Source organism: Dietzia sp. SYD-A1 (assembly GCF_015356725.1).
Taxonomy (GTDB): Bacteria; Actinomycetota; Actinomycetes; order Mycobacteriales; family Mycobacteriaceae; genus Dietzia.
Map to the genome: position 1 here is coordinate 1 of NZ_JADDKI010000126.1, position 18,457 is coordinate 18,457.

The 18,457-nt window shown below is 68.7% G+C and carries 16 protein-coding genes and 2 pseudogenes; all 18 read left to right on the forward strand.

Going from position 1 to position 18,457, the window contains the following annotated elements; translation table 11 throughout:
- Positions 1–237: pseudogene (locus IY392_RS05940) on the forward strand (NADH:flavin oxidoreductase); the annotation flags it as partial.
- Between the two features lie 59 nt (positions 238–296).
- A complete protein-coding gene (locus IY392_RS05945) occupies positions 297–1,265 on the forward strand; it encodes an alcohol dehydrogenase catalytic domain-containing protein (RefSeq protein WP_159078003.1) in 969 nt (322 codons plus the stop codon).
- 61 nt (positions 1,266–1,326) lie between these two features.
- Positions 1,327–2,121: an SDR family NAD(P)-dependent oxidoreductase gene (locus IY392_RS05950; protein ID WP_107756833.1), complete on the forward strand. Its 795-nt coding sequence runs from the start codon at positions 1,327–1,329 to the stop codon at positions 2,119–2,121.
- Positions 2,122–2,230: 109 nt separating this feature from the next.
- A complete protein-coding gene (locus tag IY392_RS05955; protein ID WP_194860759.1) occupies positions 2,231–3,616 on the forward strand; it encodes a DUF1254 domain-containing protein in 1,386 nt (461 codons plus the stop codon).
- Positions 3,613–4,983, forward strand: a complete 1,371-nt coding sequence (locus IY392_RS05960) for a DUF1254 domain-containing protein (RefSeq protein WP_159078002.1) — start codon at positions 3,613–3,615, stop codon at positions 4,981–4,983. Before IY392_RS05955 ends, IY392_RS05960 begins: the two co-directional genes overlap by 4 nt.
- Before the next feature lie 102 nt (positions 4,984–5,085).
- Positions 5,086–6,111, forward strand: a complete 1,026-nt coding sequence (locus tag IY392_RS05965; protein WP_309234018.1) for an ABC transporter substrate-binding protein — start codon at positions 5,086–5,088, stop codon at positions 6,109–6,111.
- 238 nt (positions 6,112–6,349) lie between these two features.
- The gene (locus tag IY392_RS05970) at positions 6,350–7,402 is read left to right on the forward strand and encodes an ABC transporter substrate-binding protein (protein ID WP_107756829.1); all 1,053 of its coding nucleotides are present in this window, start codon (positions 6,350–6,352) and stop codon (positions 7,400–7,402) included.
- A gap of 132 nt (positions 7,403–7,534) precedes the next feature.
- Positions 7,535–8,587, forward strand: coding sequence for an ABC transporter substrate-binding protein (locus tag IY392_RS05975; RefSeq protein ID WP_194860760.1), 1,053 nt, complete (start codon positions 7,535–7,537; stop codon positions 8,585–8,587).
- 143 nt (positions 8,588–8,730) lie between these two features.
- A complete protein-coding gene (locus IY392_RS05980) occupies positions 8,731–10,362 on the forward strand; it encodes an iron ABC transporter permease (RefSeq protein WP_194860761.1) in 1,632 nt (543 codons plus the stop codon).
- A gap of 82 nt (positions 10,363–10,444) precedes the next feature.
- A complete protein-coding gene (locus IY392_RS05985; protein WP_107756826.1) occupies positions 10,445–11,545 on the forward strand; it encodes an ABC transporter ATP-binding protein in 1,101 nt (366 codons plus the stop codon).
- 134 nt (positions 11,546–11,679) lie between these two features.
- Positions 11,680–12,468 carry an enoyl-CoA hydratase/isomerase family protein gene (locus tag IY392_RS05990; RefSeq protein ID WP_107756825.1) on the forward strand — a complete coding sequence of 263 codons (789 nt, stop codon included), beginning with the start codon at positions 11,680–11,682 and terminating at the stop codon, positions 12,466–12,468.
- A gap of 50 nt (positions 12,469–12,518) precedes the next feature.
- Positions 12,519–12,944 carry a Zn-ribbon domain-containing OB-fold protein gene (locus tag IY392_RS05995; RefSeq protein WP_107756824.1) on the forward strand — a complete coding sequence of 142 codons (426 nt, stop codon included), beginning with the start codon at positions 12,519–12,521 and terminating at the stop codon, positions 12,942–12,944.
- Positions 12,944–14,101, forward strand: coding sequence for a thiolase family protein (locus tag IY392_RS06000; protein ID WP_107756823.1), 1,158 nt, complete (start codon positions 12,944–12,946; stop codon positions 14,099–14,101). The genes IY392_RS05995 and IY392_RS06000 overlap by 1 nt, the downstream gene beginning before the upstream one ends.
- Entirely contained in the window at positions 14,098–15,327 is a 1,230-nt protein-coding gene (locus IY392_RS06005) for an acyl-CoA dehydrogenase family protein (protein ID WP_182613429.1), read from the forward strand. The genes IY392_RS06000 and IY392_RS06005 overlap by 4 nt, the downstream gene beginning before the upstream one ends.
- On the forward strand, positions 15,324–16,331 hold the full coding sequence (locus tag IY392_RS06010; protein WP_107756821.1) for a phosphotransferase family protein: 1,008 nt from the start codon (positions 15,324–15,326) through the stop codon (positions 16,329–16,331). The genes IY392_RS06005 and IY392_RS06010 overlap by 4 nt, the downstream gene beginning before the upstream one ends.
- Before the next feature lie 31 nt (positions 16,332–16,362).
- Positions 16,363–17,589 (forward strand): acyl-CoA dehydrogenase family protein, encoded by a 1,227-nt coding sequence (locus IY392_RS06015; protein ID WP_107756820.1) that lies wholly within the window; start codon positions 16,363–16,365, stop codon positions 17,587–17,589.
- Positions 17,586–18,350, forward strand: a complete 765-nt coding sequence (locus IY392_RS06020; protein ID WP_107756819.1) for an SDR family NAD(P)-dependent oxidoreductase — start codon at positions 17,586–17,588, stop codon at positions 18,348–18,350. The genes IY392_RS06015 and IY392_RS06020 overlap by 4 nt, the downstream gene beginning before the upstream one ends.
- Positions 18,350–18,457, forward strand: a pseudogene (locus IY392_RS06025) (short-chain dehydrogenase); the annotation flags it as partial. The gene IY392_RS06020 and the pseudogene IY392_RS06025, both read left to right, overlap by 1 nt.

Genomic DNA, 18,457 nt, shown 5'->3' on the forward strand with positions numbered 1-18,457 from the left:
GGGCTGGACCTGCCCGGGTCCGACGACGAGGTGGGCCGCCTCGTGCCCGTGTTCGGCGGCGGGGACCTGCCGCTCGACGCGGATCTCGTGGTGTGGCACCGGCCCCGCACCGCCGTCGACGGGATCGCCCGCGCCCTCGGCCGGCGCGACGACGTCAGCGTGATCGGGGACGCCCTGGCCCCGCGGCGGATCAGCCACGCGATCGCCGAGGGCTACCGGGTCGGCGCGGAGATCTGACACCCGCGGCGACGACCGTCGGCAAACCAGCACACGGTGGTCATATGAACGGAGGACACATGAACATCAACACCATCCCCGCCGAGATGCGGGCCTGGCAGTGGACCGGGACGGGCAACCCCCTGACCCTGGCGGTGGTCCCGGTCCCCGAGCCGGGCCCAGGGGAGGTCCTCATCCGGGTCCGTGCGGCCGGGATGTGCCACTCGGATGTGGGTGAGCTCGACGAGCCGTCCTGGGCGGAGAACATCCACCGGTGCCCGATCACCCTCGGGCACGAGATTGCCGGCGAGGTGGTGGCGCTCGGTGAGGGAGTGCACGACGTCGTCGTCGGCACCCGCTGCGGTGTCCACCCGCTCGGCGCCACCGTGCCCGGATACGGGCGAGACGGCGGTTACGCGGCGTACCACGTGGCGCCCGCGGCTGATCTGGTCCCACTGCCGGAGGGGCTCTCCTACGAACTCGGCGCCCTGGGAACAGACGCGGGCATGACCTCACACCAGGCTGTGGTCGGCGTCGCGGGGGTCGGTCCCGGAGACCGGGTCGGGATCATCGGTCTTGGTGGTCTCGGGCAGATCGGCGCGCGCATCGCGGTGCTCCTGGGTGCCGAGGTGCACGCCGCCGACCCCAGCGCCGACGCACGGCGGCTGGGAGAGCACCTGGGCGTCACCGCCGTGGTCGCCGACGCCGCCGAGCTGGCCGGGGCGGGTCTGGACTCCGTCATCGACTTCGCCGGCTTCGCCACGACCGCCCAGGCCGCGGTGCGGGCGATCCGCGTGGGCGGGACCATCGTGATGATCGGCATGGGGGCACACACCTCGGAACTCGTCACCGCGGACGTCATCCACCAGAAGGCCGTCATCCGGGGATCCTCGGGGGGCACCACATCCGACATCGAGTCCGTCTACCGCTACCTGCGCGCCGGCGACATCGCCCCGGTCGTCGAGCACCTGGACTTCGAGCAGGTGCCCGACGGGATCGACAGGCTCCGCGACGGCAGGGTCACCGGCCGTCTCGTGGTGACCATGTGACCCCCGCGCAACGCGGTGACCTGCTCCACCACACCACACCGACGAGAAGAGGACGGACATCATGACGGCGCCACAGAACACCCGGTTCGAGGGCAGGGTCGCACTGGTCACCGGGGCGGCCTCGGGGATCGGGGCGGCCGTGGCGAGGCAGCTCGCCGCGGAGGGCGCGCGCCGGATCCACCTGGTGGACCTGGCGCGGGAGTCAGCGCAGCGCGTCGCCTCGGAGATCGGCGGCGTCGCACACGGGGTGGACGTGGCCGACCCGGACGCGGTCCGCGCGCTCTTCGAGGAGATCTCGGCCGAAGACGGACGGGTGGACGTGGTCGTCCACGCGGCCGGCATCGATGACCCCGTGGCCAAAGCCCACATCTACGAGGCGGCCGAGACCGGCGAACCGGTCGACGTCCTGAGCCGGCTCGACGACTCGACGTGGCGCCGGATCCACGCCGTCAATCTGGACGGCACCTTCCACGTCCTGCGCGAATCCGTGCGGGCGATGCGCCCCGGCGGGGGAGGGGCGATCGTCACCGTGGGGTCCTCGGCGGCGTTCGACACCCTCGTGGGTTACCCGCACTACGCCTCCTCCAAGGCGGCCGTCCACGCACTGAGTCAGTCCGTGGCCAAAGAGGCCGTCCACTTCGGCATCCGGGTCAACACCGTCGCCCCCGGCCCGGTGGACACCGCCATGGCCGCGCGAACCCCCGAGTCGGTCCGCGCGCGGATGAACGAGGGCAGCGCCTTCGGCTACGCCACCGCGGAGCAGCTCTCCGAGAGCATCTGTTACCTGGCCTCCGATCAGGCGTCGAACGTCGTCGGCGCGGTGCTGCTGAGCAACGGGGGTCGCTTCACGGTCTGACGACCCGACAGCGCTCGCACCGCGCGCACGGCGCGACCCGGCAGCAGGGACCCGAGAACAACAGTAGGACCCGAGACCAGCAACAGGACCCGAGACCAGGAGGACAACTGTGGACCGCCGATCGTATGACTTCGCCGATGTCAGCCAATACCAGGAGTCGGCGTCGCCCGACCTGTTCCCGGACGACCGACACCAGGCGGAGAAGCTGGTGGAACACCTCGCTTTCGACGCCACGGTGTGGGGTCTGACCGCGGTCCTGCAGTACGCGCAGTTCAGCGACTTCGTGTGGAAGCGCCCGGCCGGGGACGACGAGCGACTCAACGTCTTCGACCACCGACGGGGCCTGGCCGGGCCCGATTTCGCGGAATTCCGCGTCCCCAATGTGGACACCCTGTACTCGAACGGGTGGATCTCGGTGGAGCAGGGACCGGTGGAGCTGGAGGTCCCGGCGGTCGGCGACAGCTACTACACCGTGAACCTGTTCGACGCTCACGGGAACGCGTCGAACATCAGCAACCGGACCCACGGGGGCGGCCCGGTGACGGTGGTCCTGTGCACGTCCGAACAGGCCGCGGAGGCGAGGGGGACCGGCAAGGACGTGATGGTGGTGGCCACGCCTGTCGTCTGGGCGCTGCTGCGGGTGCAGGTGACCGCGACCGGTGGCACCGGCGAGGCCGACGCGATGAGAAAACGGTTCCGAATCCGCACCCCGCATCCGCAGGCCAGTCTCCAGCGGTACACCGAGGTGGACAGTTCTCTGGTGGAGAGCAGGTGGACGGAGTTCGCCACGGCCCTCACAGCGGTCATCGGGTTGTGTGGTGTCCCGGCCCGCGAAGAAGTGATGGTCGCGCGCTACCGGGCGATCGGGATCGGTGCCGGCCCGGGGGAGGTGTCCCCGTCGGGGTGCGACTGGGTGCCCGATGTCGCGCAGCGAGGGTTCGACTCCGCAATGGACATGATCCGCGCAAGCCGGTCCCAGCTCGGGGAACCGCTGGGCAGCGGCTGGACCCGGGTGCGGGACAAAGGTCGGCACGGGACCAACTTCCTCGCCAGGGCCGTGATGAACAACGTCGGCCTGGGCGCCAACGTGGTCGAGGAGAACACCTCGTTCAACACCTACGTGTCGTCGAACGGAGTCCCACTGGACGGCAGCAACGGTGCGTACTGCCTGGTCATGGACACGGCCCCGCCGGTCGACTACTTCTGGTCGGTCACCTTGTACCTGGCTGACAGCGGTCGCGTGTACGGCAACCCGTGGGATCGCTACTCCGTGGGCAGCGCCTCGGGCCTGACGCCGGACGGCTCCGGTCGGGTGCGGATCAGGATCGACCCGGGGGCCGCCGAGCGTGACCCTAACCCCGGTGTGTTGCCGGCACCCCGGTCCCCGTTCTTCCTCGTCCTGCGTACCTACGGGCCGACGGAGGAGCTGCTGGAGGGTCGATGGTCCCCGGGGCCGGTGGACACCCTCGAACACTGCGAGGAGACAGGCCGTTGAGTTCCGACTCGATCGACAGGTACGAGCAGCTGTATGTGTGGGGATATCCGCTCGTGCGGTCGCTCCAGTTGAGGGAGACGATGACGCGGTCGGAACCGGGCCGCGAGCGGGACTCCGGCCGGTCGGCAGCCGCGCCCCTCGGCGAGTTCGGGCACCAGAAGCTTCTGTCCGACCCCGGCTACCGGGTAGGTGTGGCTCCCAACGTGGACACCCTCTACAGCGTGGCCTGGGTTGACCTGCTCGAGGGAGACCTCCGGCTGGACCTGCCCGATTTCGGCGAACGGTACTACGCGTTCCAGTTCGGTTACGCCGACACCACCTGCCACACCGTCGGAAAGCGAACGCACGGCGGCGTCCTCGGGCCCGTGACGATCCGTTGGGCGCCATCGCTCGCGGAACCGGCCCTGACCTCCGGCCAGCTCGGGATGGAACTCGACTGCACCTGCAGGTTCCTCATGATCGCCGGGCGGATCATGGTCGACTCATCGAACCCGCGGGATCTCCACGAGGTGCATGCGCTCCAGGAGGAGATCCGCCTGAGCTCACCGGGGACGCACGCTCGGGTACCGGACGCCGAGCCCGATGCGTCCCAGTCCCCCGTCGCGAGCGAGTCAGGCCCGGGACGGCACTTCTTCGAGCAGCTGTCGCGGGTCATGGACGATCTGAGCGTCGAGGCGGTGGACCCCGACGTGAGAGACCTCCTCGCCGAGGTGGGCTGGCGGCCTGGCGAACGCCTCGGGGCCGAGATGCCCCGGTTCGCACTTGACGACGCGGTGGCGCGCGGGTTCGCGATGGTGAGACGAGGCGTCGCCGATGCGGGGCAGGTCCGCAACGGGTGGATGATCAACTACGCGGGAGTCGAGTTCGGCCGAGACTGGCTCCTCCGCGCTTCGGTCGCGATGGCGCAGATCTACATCAATCCCGCGGAAGAGGCCCTCTACCCGGTGCTCGAGGTGGACAGTGCCGGCCGCGGGCTGGTGGGCGACCACCGTTATCGACTGCGGTTCACCCCGGGCCAGCTGCCACCCGTGACGTACTTCTGGTCGTTGACCATGTATCACGCGGAAGGTCTCCTGGTTGCCAACCCCCTGTCGCGCTACTCGGTGGGGGACAGGAGTCCGCACCTGCGCTACGAGCCCGACGGGTCCCTCGAGCTGGTCGTCTCGCACGAACGGCCCGTGGAGGGCGAGGACAACTGGCTCCCCGCCCCGGAGGGTGGGTTCAGGCTGATGTTGCGGCTGTACGGCCCGAGCCCCGGCTGTCTGAGCGGGAAATGGAGCCCCCCGGCCCTCGTGCGCGACGGCGTTCATGACGGCGGCGCAGAGAAACCGGATCCGAATCAGACGAAAGCCGGGCTTGCAACGTGACCCATGCCATAGAGTGAGGTGAAGCTAGTTCACTTCGGGAGTATACCCCGGAGCCTGACCCCCAGGAGATCGCAGATGAGAACAGCAAGGATCAGGTCAATCGTGGCAGGTGGGATGGCGCTCGCCCTCGTGCTCGCGGGGTGCGGCACGGGAGGGGGCTCGGGCTCCGAACTCGCCGGATCGTGGGATGAGATCGTCGAGGCCGCCAATCAGGAGGGGGAAGTCACCCTCTACTCGAGCCACTCGCCGACGAACCTCGAAGCGCTCAAGGTGGCGTTCGAGGCGCAGTATCCCGACATCACGCTGGTGTACGTTCGCGGGACCGATGCGGACATCCTTCCCAAGATCGAGGTCGAGAATCAGACCGGGACGGGAGTCGCGGACGTCCACATGACCACGGACGCCGGGTGGATCCACCGCAGCCTCGACACGGACTACTCGACCGAGGTCGTGGCCCCCAATCTGGAGCAGCCCGGGTACCAGTCCGAGAACAGCGTGATCGAGGACAAGTTCTTCGTCACGAGCGCGACTGTCTTCGGGCTCGGCTGGAACACGGACAACGTCCCCGAAGGGCTGTCGGAGCCGGACGATGTCCTGGATCCGCGGCTCGACGGCAAGGTCGGTATCCAGAATCCGAACGGTATGCCCACCTATGTGGACATGTACCAGAAGATCGACGTCGACTACGGGGACGGTTTCGTCGACCGGCTCGCGACGGTCAACCCGCAGATCTACGCCAGCAACGTGGCCGTCACCCAGGCGTTGGCCTCCGGTGAGGTCTGGGCTGCCCCGATGGCGGGCAGCACCGTCCTCACGGAGAAGAAGAAGGGGGCGCCGGTCGACTTCGTCCTGCCGGAGAACCCGTTCGGCGTGCCCTGGTACTCCCACGTCCTGGCCTCCGCGCCCAGCCCCAACGCCGCACAGGTACTGGCCGACTTCCTCATCTCGCCCGAGGGGCAGGAGGCCATCTCCGCCGACTTCGTCGCCGCGCTTCCGGACATCCCCGGGACGGGTATCGAGGGATCATCGGTGATCGCCCAGGATATCGGTCTCGCGGACCACGAGGACCTCGATCCCGAGACTGTCACCGCCTACCAGGCCGAATGGGAGCGCAAGTTCGTCGGCTGAGTCGCCGCTGCCGTCTCCAGTCGGGGCCGGAAATGGATCGGCCCGTCGCGCCCGGTATCCCGGGCCGGCGGGCCGATCGCTGTGCCCGTCCCCCTGCTGCCGGATCCGCACTCGGGGCCGCCGCCGCAGGGATGGACGCCGGTCGTCCCGAACGGCTGACGCGGTGTGATCTCGACCCTATTCTGCAATGAAGTGAGTTCAACTCAATGAGCTCCTCGTCTCCGGAAAGGGGAAGCATATGAGGTTCACAGGCACCGTGGCCGCGATCGCGGTGCTCGTCACGACCGCCGCCGTCGCCTCGGCATGCGGATCGGACGACACCGGTTCGGAACTGGCCGGCTCGTGGGGCGAGATCGTCGCCGCCGCCACCGACGAGGGGAGCGTGACCATCTACTCCAACCACGCCCCGGCCAACCTGGAGTCGCTCAAGACCGCATTCGAGTCGGAGTATCCCGGGATCTCGTTGAACTACGTCCGCGGGACGGATTCCGATCTGATCCCCCGGGTCGAGGTCGAGAACCAGACGGGCAGCGGGGTCGCCGATGTCCACATGACCACCGACGCCGGGTGGATCCAGCGCAGCCTCGATTCGGGTGGCTACTCGGTGGAAGTGGTCGCGCCGGCGATCGACGACCCCGCGTACCGCGCGGAGGACGGGGTGCTGGACGACACCTTCTTCGTCACCAGTGCGACCTCGATCGGCCTGGCGTGGAACACGGAGAACGTGCCCGCTGGGCTCGCGTCCCCCGAGGACCTGCTCGACCCGCGGTTCGACGGCAAGGTCGGCGTCGTCAATCCCGCCGGCTTCCCCGCCGTCGTGCACATCTACCGCCGGATGGACATCGACTACGGGGAGGGGTTCGTCGACAGGCTCGCCGGCGTCAATCCCCGCATCTACGGCAGTGCGCCCGCGATCACCCAGGCGCTCGCGTCGGGTGAGATCTGGGCTGCCCCCGGGGCGTCCATGGACGTCCTGGCGGAACGGGACAAGGGCGCGCCCGTCGATTTCGCCCTGCCCGCGAACCCCATCGGTATCCCGTTCTACTCGCACGTCCTGGCGGCCGCGCCCCACCCGAACGCGGGCCAGGTGCTCGCGGACTTCATGCTCACCCCGGCCGGGCAGGCCGCGCTCTCGGAGAACTACATCGCCGCGCTGCCGGATGTCCCGGGCACGGGGGTCGAGGGCTCGGACGTCGTCGCGCAGGACATCGATCTCGCGGATCCGGAGACGCTCGAGGCGGCGGCGGTGGAGGAGTACGTCGCCGCCTGGGAGCGCAGGTTCCTCGGCTGACGGCCCGAGATCAGGATCCCGGCGAAGTTAACGGGCGCTTCCCCTTGCGCTCACGTGACCTGGGTCATACAGTTCACTGAAGTTAGTTCAATTCGGCTCCGACTCACGGCGGCCGTCACAGGAAGGGAAGCAATGCGCTTTTCCAGAATCAAGGCCGCTGTCGCCAGCGCGGCAGCGCTCGCGCTGGTGCTCGCGGGGTGCGGGTCGGACTCCGGATCGGGTTCGGAGCTCGCGGGATCATGGGACGAGATCGTCGCCGCCGCCCAGGAGGAGGGCAACGTGACGATCTACTCCACCCACTCCCCGGACAACCTCGAGGCCCTCAAGCAGGCGTTCGAGACGGAGTATCCCGGCATCACCCTCACCTACGTCCGCGGGACGGACGCGGACATCCTGCCGAAGATCGAGGTGGAGAACTCCACCGGGTCCGGCGTCGCGGACGTCCACATGACCACGGACGCCGGGTGGATCAACCGCAGCTTCGACACCGACTACTCGGCCGAGGTCGTGGCGCCCTCGCTGGACAACCCCGACTACGACCGCGCGGAGAGCGTGCTCGAGGACAAGTTCTTCCTCACCAGTGCGACGGTGTTCGGCCTCGGGTGGAACACGGCGCAGGTCCCCGAGGGGTTGGCGACGCCGGACGACGCACTCGACCCCCGGTTCGACGGCAAGGTCGGCATCCAGAACCCGAACGGCATCCCGACCTACGTCGACATGTACCGCAAGATCGACGTGGACTACGGCGAGAACTACCTCGAACGGCTCGCCGAGACCAACCCGCGGATCTACTCGAGCGCGGTCGCGATCACCCAGGCCCTGGCCTCCGGTGAGGTGTGGGTGGCGCCGATGGCGGCGAGCAACGTCCTGACCGAGAAGGACAAGGGCGCTCCGGTCGACTTCGCGCTCCCCGAGAACCCGTGGGGCGTGCCGTGGTACTCCCACGTCCTCGCCTCGGCGCCCAATCCGAACGCGGCGCAGCTGCTCGCGGACTTCCTCATCACGGACAAGGGTCAGGAAGCCATCTCGGCCGACTACCTCTCGGTGCTCCCGGACGTCCCGGGCACGGGCGTGCCGGGCTCGACGGTCACGGCTCAGGACGTCGAGCTGGGTGATCCGGACACCCTGGATCCCGAGACGGTCCAGGAGTACCAGGCTCAGTGGGAACAGCTCTTCCTGGGCTGAGCCCCGACCCGGCCCGCGGTGAGGTGTTCGCCCACCGCGGGCCGGATCCCCGCACGCCCCCGATCCCGCACCGTACTACCCCGAGCTGAGGACAGATCGAAGTGAAAAGTTCAGGTCCGCTGTCGATATGGCGACATCGGTTGATGTACGCGGCACTGATACTCGTGCTCGCGTACCTGGTGGTCTGGCCGCTGTTCAAACTCCAGTCGCTGGCGTTCGAGAACGGTGGGGCCGGCTACCGCTCGCAGTACGGCCGCGCAGACATCGTCTCCACCCTGCAGACCACGGCCGCGCTCGCGTTCTTCTCGCTGGTGATCGCCATGGTGTGCGGCACCGTCCTCGCCTTCGCGACCACCCGGTTGCCGCGCCGCATGGGTTTGCTGCGTCTGGTCCCGATCCTGCCGATCGTCATCCCGTCGGTCGCGAACGTCGTGGGATTCGCGTTTCTGCTCTCCCCGGGCCCCGGCTACATCAACATCCTGCTGCGGATGCTGCCCTGGTGGAGTGACCTGCAGTCAGGCCCGGTGAACGTGTACAGCCCCACCTGGATCATCATCATCACCGGGTTCAGCCTCACCTCGTTCGTGTACCTCTTCGTCAGCGCCGGTATGCAGAACATCAGCGGCGAGCACCTCGAGGCCGCCCAGATCGCCGGTTCCACGACCATCGGGACGTTCTTCAAGGTGGTCCTCCCGCTGCTGCGCCCGTCGCTCGTATACGGCGCCGGTGTGGCCCTGCTGCTGGGTCTCGGCCAGTTCACCGCACCCCTGCTGTTGGGTCAGAACGAGGGCGTCAAGGTCCTGGCCACCGAGATGTACCTCCGGGCCTCGGAGTCACCCATCAACTTCGCCGCCGCCGCGGCCGCGGGATCCCCCCTGGTCATCATGGGCATCCTCGTGGTGTTCGGCCAGCGGGCGCTCCTGGGCAACCAGACCCGGTTCGTCACCCATGGGGGCAAGTCCTTCTCCCCGGTCGGAGGGTCCTCGCACTGGGCCACGGCGATCGTCGCCGTCTACGGTCTGGTCGCGCTCATCCTCCCGCTGGCAGGGGTGATCATCGTGTCCCTGACCCCGTTCTGGTCGGGGACCCTGTCCTGGGACCTGTTCACCCTGAGCAACTACCGGGCGCTGGTCACCACCCCGGGCATAGTGGACTCGGTCGTCACGAGTGTCGTGACGTCGATCGTCGCCGTGCTGATCTGTGTGCCCATCGGGTTCGGTGTCGCGAACCTCATGGTCCGGAGGCAGGACCTGCGCATCCTGCGTACCGTCGCCGACCTCATCACGGCGCTGCCGATGGGTATCCCGGCCGTCATCTTCGGCGTCGGGTTCCTGCTCACCTACACCGAACCGCCGCTCATCCTCTACGGCACCAAGGCCGTCATCATCCTGGTCTACGTGGTCCTCATGATCCCGTTCGCGACCCGTATGCAGCTGACGGCGCTCATCTCGATGGGTGACAAGTACGAGGAGGCCTCGGCGGTCTCGGGAGCCGGCCCGGTGGCGACGATGGCGAGGATCACGCTGCCGATGCTCCGGCCGACCATCCTCAGCTCGATCGCGCTGATGTTCATCCTCCTGACCCACGAGTTCGCGGCCTCGCTGATGGTCCGCTCCGCGACGACGCAGGTGATGGGCACCCTGCTCTACGACCACTGGAGCAACGGTTCGTACACCCTCGTCGCCGCGATGGCGATTCTCATGTCCGCGGTCACGGGTGCCGGTGTCGCGGTCGCGATGCTGATCGGCGGACGCAACGTCCTGGAGAAGCTGTGATGTCGTCCCGCGGGTGCGCGCCCGCCCTGTTACCAGGTGACCGAGCCGAGCCTTTCCGCCGGCGTGAATGTGAGGAAGACCAATGACCGCGAAAATCGAGATCTCCGGTCTCACCAAGCAATACGGAAGCAACGTCGTCGTCGACGAGCTCGATCTGGAGATCGGAGCGGGCGAGTTCCTCGTCCTCCTCGGTCCGAGCGGGTGCGGCAAGACCACCACGCTGCGGTGTCTCGCCGGCCTCGAGACCCCCGAGGCGGGGTCGATCGCCTTCGACGGCGCACCGATGTTCGACGCGGCCAACCGCGTGAACGTGCCTCCCAACAAGCGGAGCATCGGGATGGTGTTCCAGTCCTATGCCCTGTGGCCCAACATGACGGTGCGGAAGAACATCGCGTACCCGTTGAAGGCGCGCAAGCTCAAGGACGCGCTCAACTCCGGGAGGGTCGAAGAGGCCGCGGAGATGGTCGACTGCGGCCACCTGCTCGACCGCTATCCCTCGCAGTTGAGCGGCGGTCAGCAGCAGCGGATCGCCGTCGCCCGGGGGATGGCGTCGAGGCCCGATCTCGTCCTCTTCGACGAACCGCTCAGCAACCTGGACGCGCTCCTGCGCGACCAGGTGCGCACGGAGATCCGCCGGCTGCACGACGAGCTGGGGTTCGGCGCGGTCTTCGTCACCCACGACCACTCCGAGGCGTTCGCGCTCGGGGATCGTCTCGCGATCATGAAGCAGGGGAAGATCGAGCAGCTCGCGACCCCGCAGGACGTGTTCGATCACCCCGTGAGCGAATACGTGGCCGACTTCATCGGCATGTCCAACCGGCTCGAGTTGCACCGCACCGGATTGGAATGGACCACGGCGGCGGGCACCGAACTACCGCTGCGCTGCGAGACGGGCGACAGTCGTGCCGTGTCCGCCCGTCTGTGGCCTGACGACATCACGCTGCACCGGCCGGAGGAGGACGTCTCGCACCGGGAGATCACCCTCGAGGCGACTCTGCTGTCCGCCGAGTTCGGTGGTCGCTACTACGACGTCCAGGTGGGTGCGGGGCCGGAGGAGTACCGACTCCGGGCCTCCGCCGCGGTCCATGGCGACTGGCTGCGGCGAGCGAAGAGGGGCGAGCCCGTCGTCATCAGTTTCCGCTCGGAGAGCCTCAAGATCTACCCGCTCTCTCCAGAGCTCTGACCAGGCCGGATCCGCCTCTCGGCGGGTCCGGCCGGGCCGAGGAAAACCTCACGACGACAGAGGTTGACGAGGCCTGCATCACAGTGTAGACATGAACTGAATCCAGTTCAGGATGACTTACGAAAGGAAAGACCATGGTTCAGACCGACCACGTTCTGTTGGAGAAGGACGGCGACGTCGCCCGCGTGTGGCTCAACCGCCCCCACAAGAAGAACGCCGTCACCGTGGAGCTGCTCCACCGCCTCGACGAGATCATCAAGGAGGTCGACGCGGATCCCGACCTCAAGGTGCTCGTGCTCCGTGGCGTGCAGAACCAGTTCTGCTCGGGCTTCGACCTCGACGAGCTGCTGGGTGACTTCGTCGGCACCACCAACGCCATGGACGTCGGCGTCCTCTCGGCCCAGGTGTGCGACCGCCTCTACTCGATGAACACGCCGTCGGTGGCCGTGCTCGAGGGCTACGTCACCGCCGGTGGCTTCGAGCTCATGATCTCGTGTGACTTCGCGATCGCTGCGGACGACGCCAAGATCGGCGACTTCCACATCCGTCGCGCCCTCTTCGGTGGCGCCGGCCCCATCTACCGCCTCCCGCGGATGATCGGCCTGCGCAAGACCAAGGAGCTCATGCTCACGGGCAAGCTGCTCTCGGGCCAGGAGGCCAAGGACTTCGACCTCATCAACGACTCGGCCCCCGCCGACAAGCTCGACCAGTGCGTCGAGGAGTTCATCGGGACCCTGACCGACAAGAGCCCGTTCATGATGAAGCTCACCAAGATGGCCGTGAACCAGGGCCTGGACGCCGACATCAAGTCGCTCATGATCATGGAGCACTTCGCGGTGGGTAACTCGCTCCAGTCGGAGGACGGCAAGGAGGGCATCCAGGCATTCCTCGAGAAGCGTGAGCCCAAGTGGGTCGGCCGCTGATCTGACCGATCACGGAGCGGGAAACGTCTACGGAACCAGGAGTGCACACGATGAACGAGAACCAGACCCTCCCACCGCTGTTGCGGGGGAGCCGGTGCGCGCACTGCACGACCGTGGCGTTTCCCGCCTCCGTGAGCTGTCAGCGCTGCGGTGGGTCCGAGACCGCCGAGACGGACCTGTCCACCACCGGCACGGTATGGACCGCGACCATCCAGCGGTTCGCCCCGAAGTCGCCGCCGTACGTGGCGCCGCCCGGGGGCTTCCGCCCCTACGCCGTCGGTTACGTCGAACTGCCCGAGGGCGTCAAGGTCGAGGCGCTGCTCGAGGGCACGTCGCCGATCGATCTGATCGGCCGCGAGGTCGTTCTGGTGGGGGCCGATCCGGTACCGAGGTTCGCCCTCGCCCTCGCCACCGCCCCCGCCGTCAACGCGGATGCCGCGCCCCCCGCCGAATCCACCAGTAAGAAGGAGGTCTGATGTCCGACGTGCACATCGTCGGCGCCGGTCTGTCGAAGTTCGGACGCCAGGACGGGGTCAGCGGACGTCAGATGGCCGTCACCGCCATCCGGGCCGCCCTGGCCGACGCCGGGCTGCAGTGGTCCGACGTCCAGATCGCGTTCGGTGGCAGCGACGGGTCCGGCCTCGCGGACACGCTCGTCACCGACCTGGGCCTGACCGGGATCCCCTTCACCAACGTCAAGAACGGGTGCGCGACCGGGGGCAGCGCCCTCGTCTCCGCGATCAACGCCATCCGCTCCGGAGCGGCCGAGGTGGCGCTGGCCGTCGGGTTCGACAAACACCCCCGGGGTGCATTCGACCCCAAGCCGGAGGAGTGGGGCCTGACCGAGGGGTACGGCACCCACGGCCTCATGGTCACCACACAGTTCTTCGCCATGAAGATCACGCGGTACATGGCCCGGCACGGGATCTCGGAGACCACGCTCGCCCGGGTGGCGGAGAAGGCCTACCGCAACGGCAGTATCAACCCGAACGCCTGGCGCCGCGATCCGAAGACCCTGGAGGAGATCGCCGCCTCGCCGATGGTCAACGACCCGCTCACCCAGTTCATGTTCTGCAACCCGGGGGAGGGTGGCGCCGCGATCCTCCTGGCGTCGGAGTCGGTCGCGGCCAGGATGGGTGGCCGCGCGGTGGCCGTCCGCGCGGTCTCCACCGGCACCCGGCCGTTCGGGTCCTTCGAGGTGTTCGCCCCGTCCGTCCAGGGCGAGGGCGAACCCAGCAGCGTGAGCACCGTCGTGGCGCGGCGCGCGTTCGAGACCGCAGGAGTGTCCCCGTCCGACATCGACGTGGCCCAACTCCAGGACACGGAGTCGGGCGCCGAGATCATGCATCTCGCCGAGTGCGGCTTCTGCGAGGACGGCGAGCAGGAAGGGATGCTCGAGCGCGGCGAGACCGAAATCGGCGGCTCGCTCCCCGTCAACACCGACGGCGGGTGTCTGGCCAACGGTGAGCCGATCGGCGCGTCCGGACTGCGCCAGGTTCACGAGGTCGTCACCCAGCTCCGGGGGGAGGCCGGCGAGCGGCAGGTCCCGGGCGCCCCGAGGCTCGGCTTCACCCACGTGTACGGCGCACCGGGAATCAGCGCGTGCACCGTTCTGGAAGGAGGCCGGCGATGAGCGGCACCACCACCGAGCAGCACGGCACCGACCAGGACGATGGACTCCGGGGATTCCTCGACTCCGCCCGTCGATGGCTGGAGTCGATTGCGAGCCCCCGGCAAGCGCGACCCTGGGGCGAGGGCCCGGACTCCGTCGTGGTGTTCGAGAACTGGTCCGCCGAGCAGGAACGCGAGGAGACCGACCGACGCCGCGGATACGAGCAGGCGAAGTTCGACGCCGGATACGGGGCCGTCACCTGGGGGCCCGAGTACGGCGGCCGGGATCTGCCGATCGCCTACGATCTGGCGTTCCGCCGGCTGGAGGCGGACTTCGACCTCCCCCAGCGCACCGAGATGTTCCCGGTGACCCAGCAGCTCATCGCCCCGACCATCGCGCAGTGGGGGACCCAGGACCAGCGCGCGGAATACGTCCGCGCGATGCTCCGGACCGACCTCATCGCCTGTCAGCTCTTCTCCGAGACGGAGGCCGGTTCCGACCTGGCCGCCGTGCGTACCCGCGCCGTGGAGAAGGACGGACGGTGGGTGCTCAACGGTTCCAAGGTGTGGACCTCCGGCGCGAGGGTGGCGGACTACGGGGTCGCGGTGTGCCGCACGGACCCGGACGCGCCCAAGCACCGGGGCCTCACGATGTTCATCGTCCCCATGGACGCCCCCGGTATCACCGTCCGACCCATCCGCCAGATGACCGGTGGGACCTCCTTCAACGAGGTGCTGATCGACGACGTCGAGGTGGACGACCGCTACCGGCTGGGCCCGGTCGGCCAGGGCTGGAAGGTCGCCCTCACCGTCCTGGCGGCCGAACGGCTCGACTCGGGCAACCTCGGGCTCGACAACGCCGATCAGGCGGTCGAGCTGGCCCGCAACGCCGGTCGTGAACTGGACGCCCTGGAGCGGGACGCCGTCGCCGACCTGGTCACCCGCAGCTTCGTCCAGCGACTGGTGGGGATGCGGGTCGCCGCCGCGGTGGGCGCCGGTCGCGAGCCCGGCCCCGAGGCGTCGGTGGGCAAGCTGCTCGCCACCGACACGATGGCCCGTACGTCCGAGACCGTCCGGATGCTCCTCGGCCAGGAGCTGAGCCTCCGCAGCGAGAAGTGGGGGACCTGGGCGTGGACCGAGCACGTCCTCGGCGCTCCCGGCTACCGCATCGCCGGTGGCACCGACGAGATCCAACACAACATCCTCGCCGAGCGCGTGCTCGGTCTTCCCCGGGAGCCACGGCCATGACGACCTCCGACACCGCCGACGGCGCGACCACGAACGACGCGAGCACGACCGAGTCGCTGCTGCGTGACCGGGTGATCGCCGGGCTCGTCGAGAAGGGGGTCCGGGGCCCGTTCGGGCCGCTCGATCCCATGCTGGGAGGACATTCCGGGTTGACGTACCGGATCGCGGGCGCCACCGAGGAGTTCGTGATCAAGTCGGTGCCCCCGGGACAGAAGGCCGTCGGGCGGCACGACATGCTCCGCCAGGCGCGCATCATGTCCGCGCTCGCCGACACCGCCGTGCCGGTCCCCGGCATCCGGGCCACCGATGACCGGTCCCCGGCCTGGTTTGCCATGGACCTGGTGCGCGGGGAGTCCCTCGAGCCGGTCCTCGACGACCCGGCAGTCGAACCGGCGCTCGCGGCCGCCCGGATGCGGCGGGCCGCGCAGATCCTTCCCGCGCTGCACGCGGTGCCGCTGGACTCACTTCCCATCGACGGGCAGGTGCTCACCCCGGCGGACGAACTCGCCCGCTGGGTCCGCACGATGGGTGCGGTCCCGCCCGAGCTCGTCCCCGATGCCGACCGGTTCGAGGCACTGCTCACCGCATCGATCCCGGAGCCGGTGGCCCCGGTGCTGGTCCACGGCGACTACCGACTGGGCAACATCCTCTCCGACGGGGCCGAGCCCGCGGCGCTGATCGACTGGGAGATCTGGAGCCCGGGCGACCCGCGGGTCGAACTCGGGTGGTTCCTCGTCTTCGCCGACGGCACCAACTTCCCCGGCGTGGGCCGGGAAGTCGCCGGTCTGCCCGAACCCGGCGAGCTGATCGACCTCTACTGCGCCGCCGCCGGCGCGCTGTCGGACTTCTCCTGGTTCGATGCGCTCGGCAGGTTCAAGATGGCGGCCATCATGGGGCACAACCTGCGGCGGCACCGCGAGGGTCGGCACCACGACCCGGCGCAGGAGCTGCTACCCGAGACCATCCGCCGGCTCATCGTCACCGGTATCGACCGGCTGGCCTGACGCGGCACCACCCGAGAAACGAGAGAGCACGATGGATTTCGCCTATTCCGACCGTACGGCGGAGCTCGCCGAGAAGCTGTACGCGTTCATGGACGAGCACGTGTACCCCGCCGAGAAGGTGTACGACCAGCAGATCGCGGAGAACGACAACCCGCATGAGCAGCCACAGGTCATGCGGGACCTCCAGGCCATCGCCCGCGAACAGGGACTGTGGAACCTCTTCATGGCCCACGACGGGCTCGGCGCGGGTCTGACGAACCTCGAGTACGCCCCGCTGGCCGAGATCGTCGGACGGTCCCTCATCGGCAACGAGGCCATCAACTGCTCGGCCCCGGACACGGGCAACATGGAGATCCTCGCCATGTACGGCACCGAGGCGCAGAAGGAGAAGTGGCTGAGGCCCCTGCTCGACTGCGACATCCGCTCGGCGTTCGCGATGACCGAACCGGACGTCGCGAGCTCGGACGCCCGGAACATCGGTACGACCATCCTGCGCGACGGCGACGAGTACGTGATCAACGGTCACAAGTGGTACTCCTCGGGAGTGCTCGACCCCGACTGCGCGCTCCTGATCGTCATGGGCAAGTCCGACCCGGAGGGGCCCGCCTACCGGCAGCAGTCGATGATCCTCGTCCCGACCGACTCGCCGGGGATCGAGATCGTCCGCGATCTGCCGATGCTCGGGTACCACGACCGACTCGGCCACGGAGAGGTCACCTTCACCGACGTGCGGGTGCCGGCCGAGAACATGCTCGGTGAGGAGGGTGACGGTTTCGCCATCGCCCAGGGGCGCCTGGGGCCCGGCCGTATGCACTACGCAATGCGCGCTATCGGGATCGCCGAGCGGGCGCTCGAGCTGATGTGCCAGCGCGCGCAGGACCGCGTCGCGTTCGGCGAACCGCTCGCCAAGCGCGGGGTGGTCCGCGAATGGATCGCCCGCAGCCGGATCGAGATCGACCAGATCCGCCTGCTCACCTTCCAGGCGGCGTGGCTGATGGACACCCGGGGCAACGCCGCGGCTCGGATGCAGGTCGCCGCGATCAAGGTCTCCGCGATGGAGACCGCGCACAAGGTCGTGGACCGCGCGGTGCAGACCTTCGGCGCCGCCGGCGTGAGCGACGACAACGTGCTGGGCCGGTTCTACGCCCTGACCCGTGCACTGCAGATCGCGGACGGACCCACCGAGGTCCACCTGCGCACCATGGCGCGACTCGAACTCACGAAGTACACCCCCACCACCACGGAGGCCCGATCATGAGCGCCACGTCCACCCTCCTGGCCGGCAAGGTCGCGCTCGTCACCGGCGCGACCCGGGGCCTCGGCAAGGCCATGGCGCTCGCCCTGTCCGAGGCCGGCGCCACCGTGATCGTCTCGAGCCGCAAGGCCGACCAGTGCGAGGCGGTGGCCGCCGAGATCTCCGCCGCGACCGGCAATGCGGCGCACCCGTTGGCGCTGCACGTCGGCGACTGGGACGCCATCGAACCGGCCGTGGACCAGATCGTCCGCGACCACGGGTCGATCGACGTGGTGGTCAACAACGCCGGCATCGCACCGCTCGCGCCGTCGGCCCTGGAGGTCTCCGAGGCGCTGTTCACCAAGACCATCGACGTCAACCTCAAGGGCCCGTTCCGTCTGATGGCGGTGGCGGGGGACCGGATGGTCGCGGCCGGCGGCGGGTCGATCATCAACATCTCCAGCATCGGGGCCGAGCGCCCCAGCCCGCCCGAGGCCACGTACGCGGCCTCGAAGAACGGTCTCAACGCCCTGACTCGTGCCTTCGCCCAGGAATACGCGCCGACCGTGCGCGTCAACTGCATCATGCCCGGAGCCTTCGCCTCCGACATGGCGGCGGACTGGGACGACGAGTTCCTCGGCCTGGTGGTCAACCGGCTCCCGGCCGGCCGGCTGGGTGAGCCCGCGGAGCTCGCGGGTCTGGTCGTCCACCTGGCTTCTGACCAGGCCGGATACACCACGGGAGCGCTGATCCCCGTGGACGGCGGCCGGACGGCGGTCTACTGATGTCCACTCCGACCGAGCTCTTCGATCTCACGGGGCGGGTCGCCGTGGTGACGGGCGCGTCCTCGGGACTCGGGGAGGGCTTCGCGCGCACCCTGGCCGCCGTCCAC

Coding starts and splice junctions, on each gene's coding strand:
- IY392_RS05945 (WP_159078003.1), top strand. CDS start 297: ATGAACATCAACACCATCCCCGCCGAGATGCGGGCCTGGCAGTGGACC.
- IY392_RS05990 (WP_107756825.1), top strand. CDS start 11,680: ATGGTTCAGACCGACCACGTTCTGTTGGAGAAGGACGGCGACGTCGCC.
- IY392_RS06010 (WP_107756821.1), top strand. CDS start 15,324: ATGACGACCTCCGACACCGCCGACGGCGCGACCACGAACGACGCGAGC.
- IY392_RS05980 (WP_194860761.1), top strand. CDS start 8,731: ATGTACGCGGCACTGATACTCGTGCTCGCGTACCTGGTGGTCTGGCCG.
- IY392_RS05970 (WP_107756829.1), top strand. CDS start 6,350: ATGAGGTTCACAGGCACCGTGGCCGCGATCGCGGTGCTCGTCACGACC.
- IY392_RS06020 (WP_107756819.1), top strand. CDS start 17,586: ATGAGCGCCACGTCCACCCTCCTGGCCGGCAAGGTCGCGCTCGTCACC.
- IY392_RS05985 (WP_107756826.1), top strand. CDS start 10,445: ATGACCGCGAAAATCGAGATCTCCGGTCTCACCAAGCAATACGGAAGC.
- IY392_RS05950 (WP_107756833.1), top strand. CDS start 1,327: ATGACGGCGCCACAGAACACCCGGTTCGAGGGCAGGGTCGCACTGGTC.
- IY392_RS06015 (WP_107756820.1), top strand. CDS start 16,363: ATGGATTTCGCCTATTCCGACCGTACGGCGGAGCTCGCCGAGAAGCTG.
- IY392_RS06000 (WP_107756823.1), top strand. CDS start 12,944: ATGTCCGACGTGCACATCGTCGGCGCCGGTCTGTCGAAGTTCGGACGC.
- IY392_RS06005 (WP_182613429.1), top strand. CDS start 14,098: ATGAGCGGCACCACCACCGAGCAGCACGGCACCGACCAGGACGATGGA.
- IY392_RS05995 (WP_107756824.1), top strand. CDS start 12,519: ATGAACGAGAACCAGACCCTCCCACCGCTGTTGCGGGGGAGCCGGTGC.
- IY392_RS05975 (WP_194860760.1), top strand. CDS start 7,535: ATGCGCTTTTCCAGAATCAAGGCCGCTGTCGCCAGCGCGGCAGCGCTC.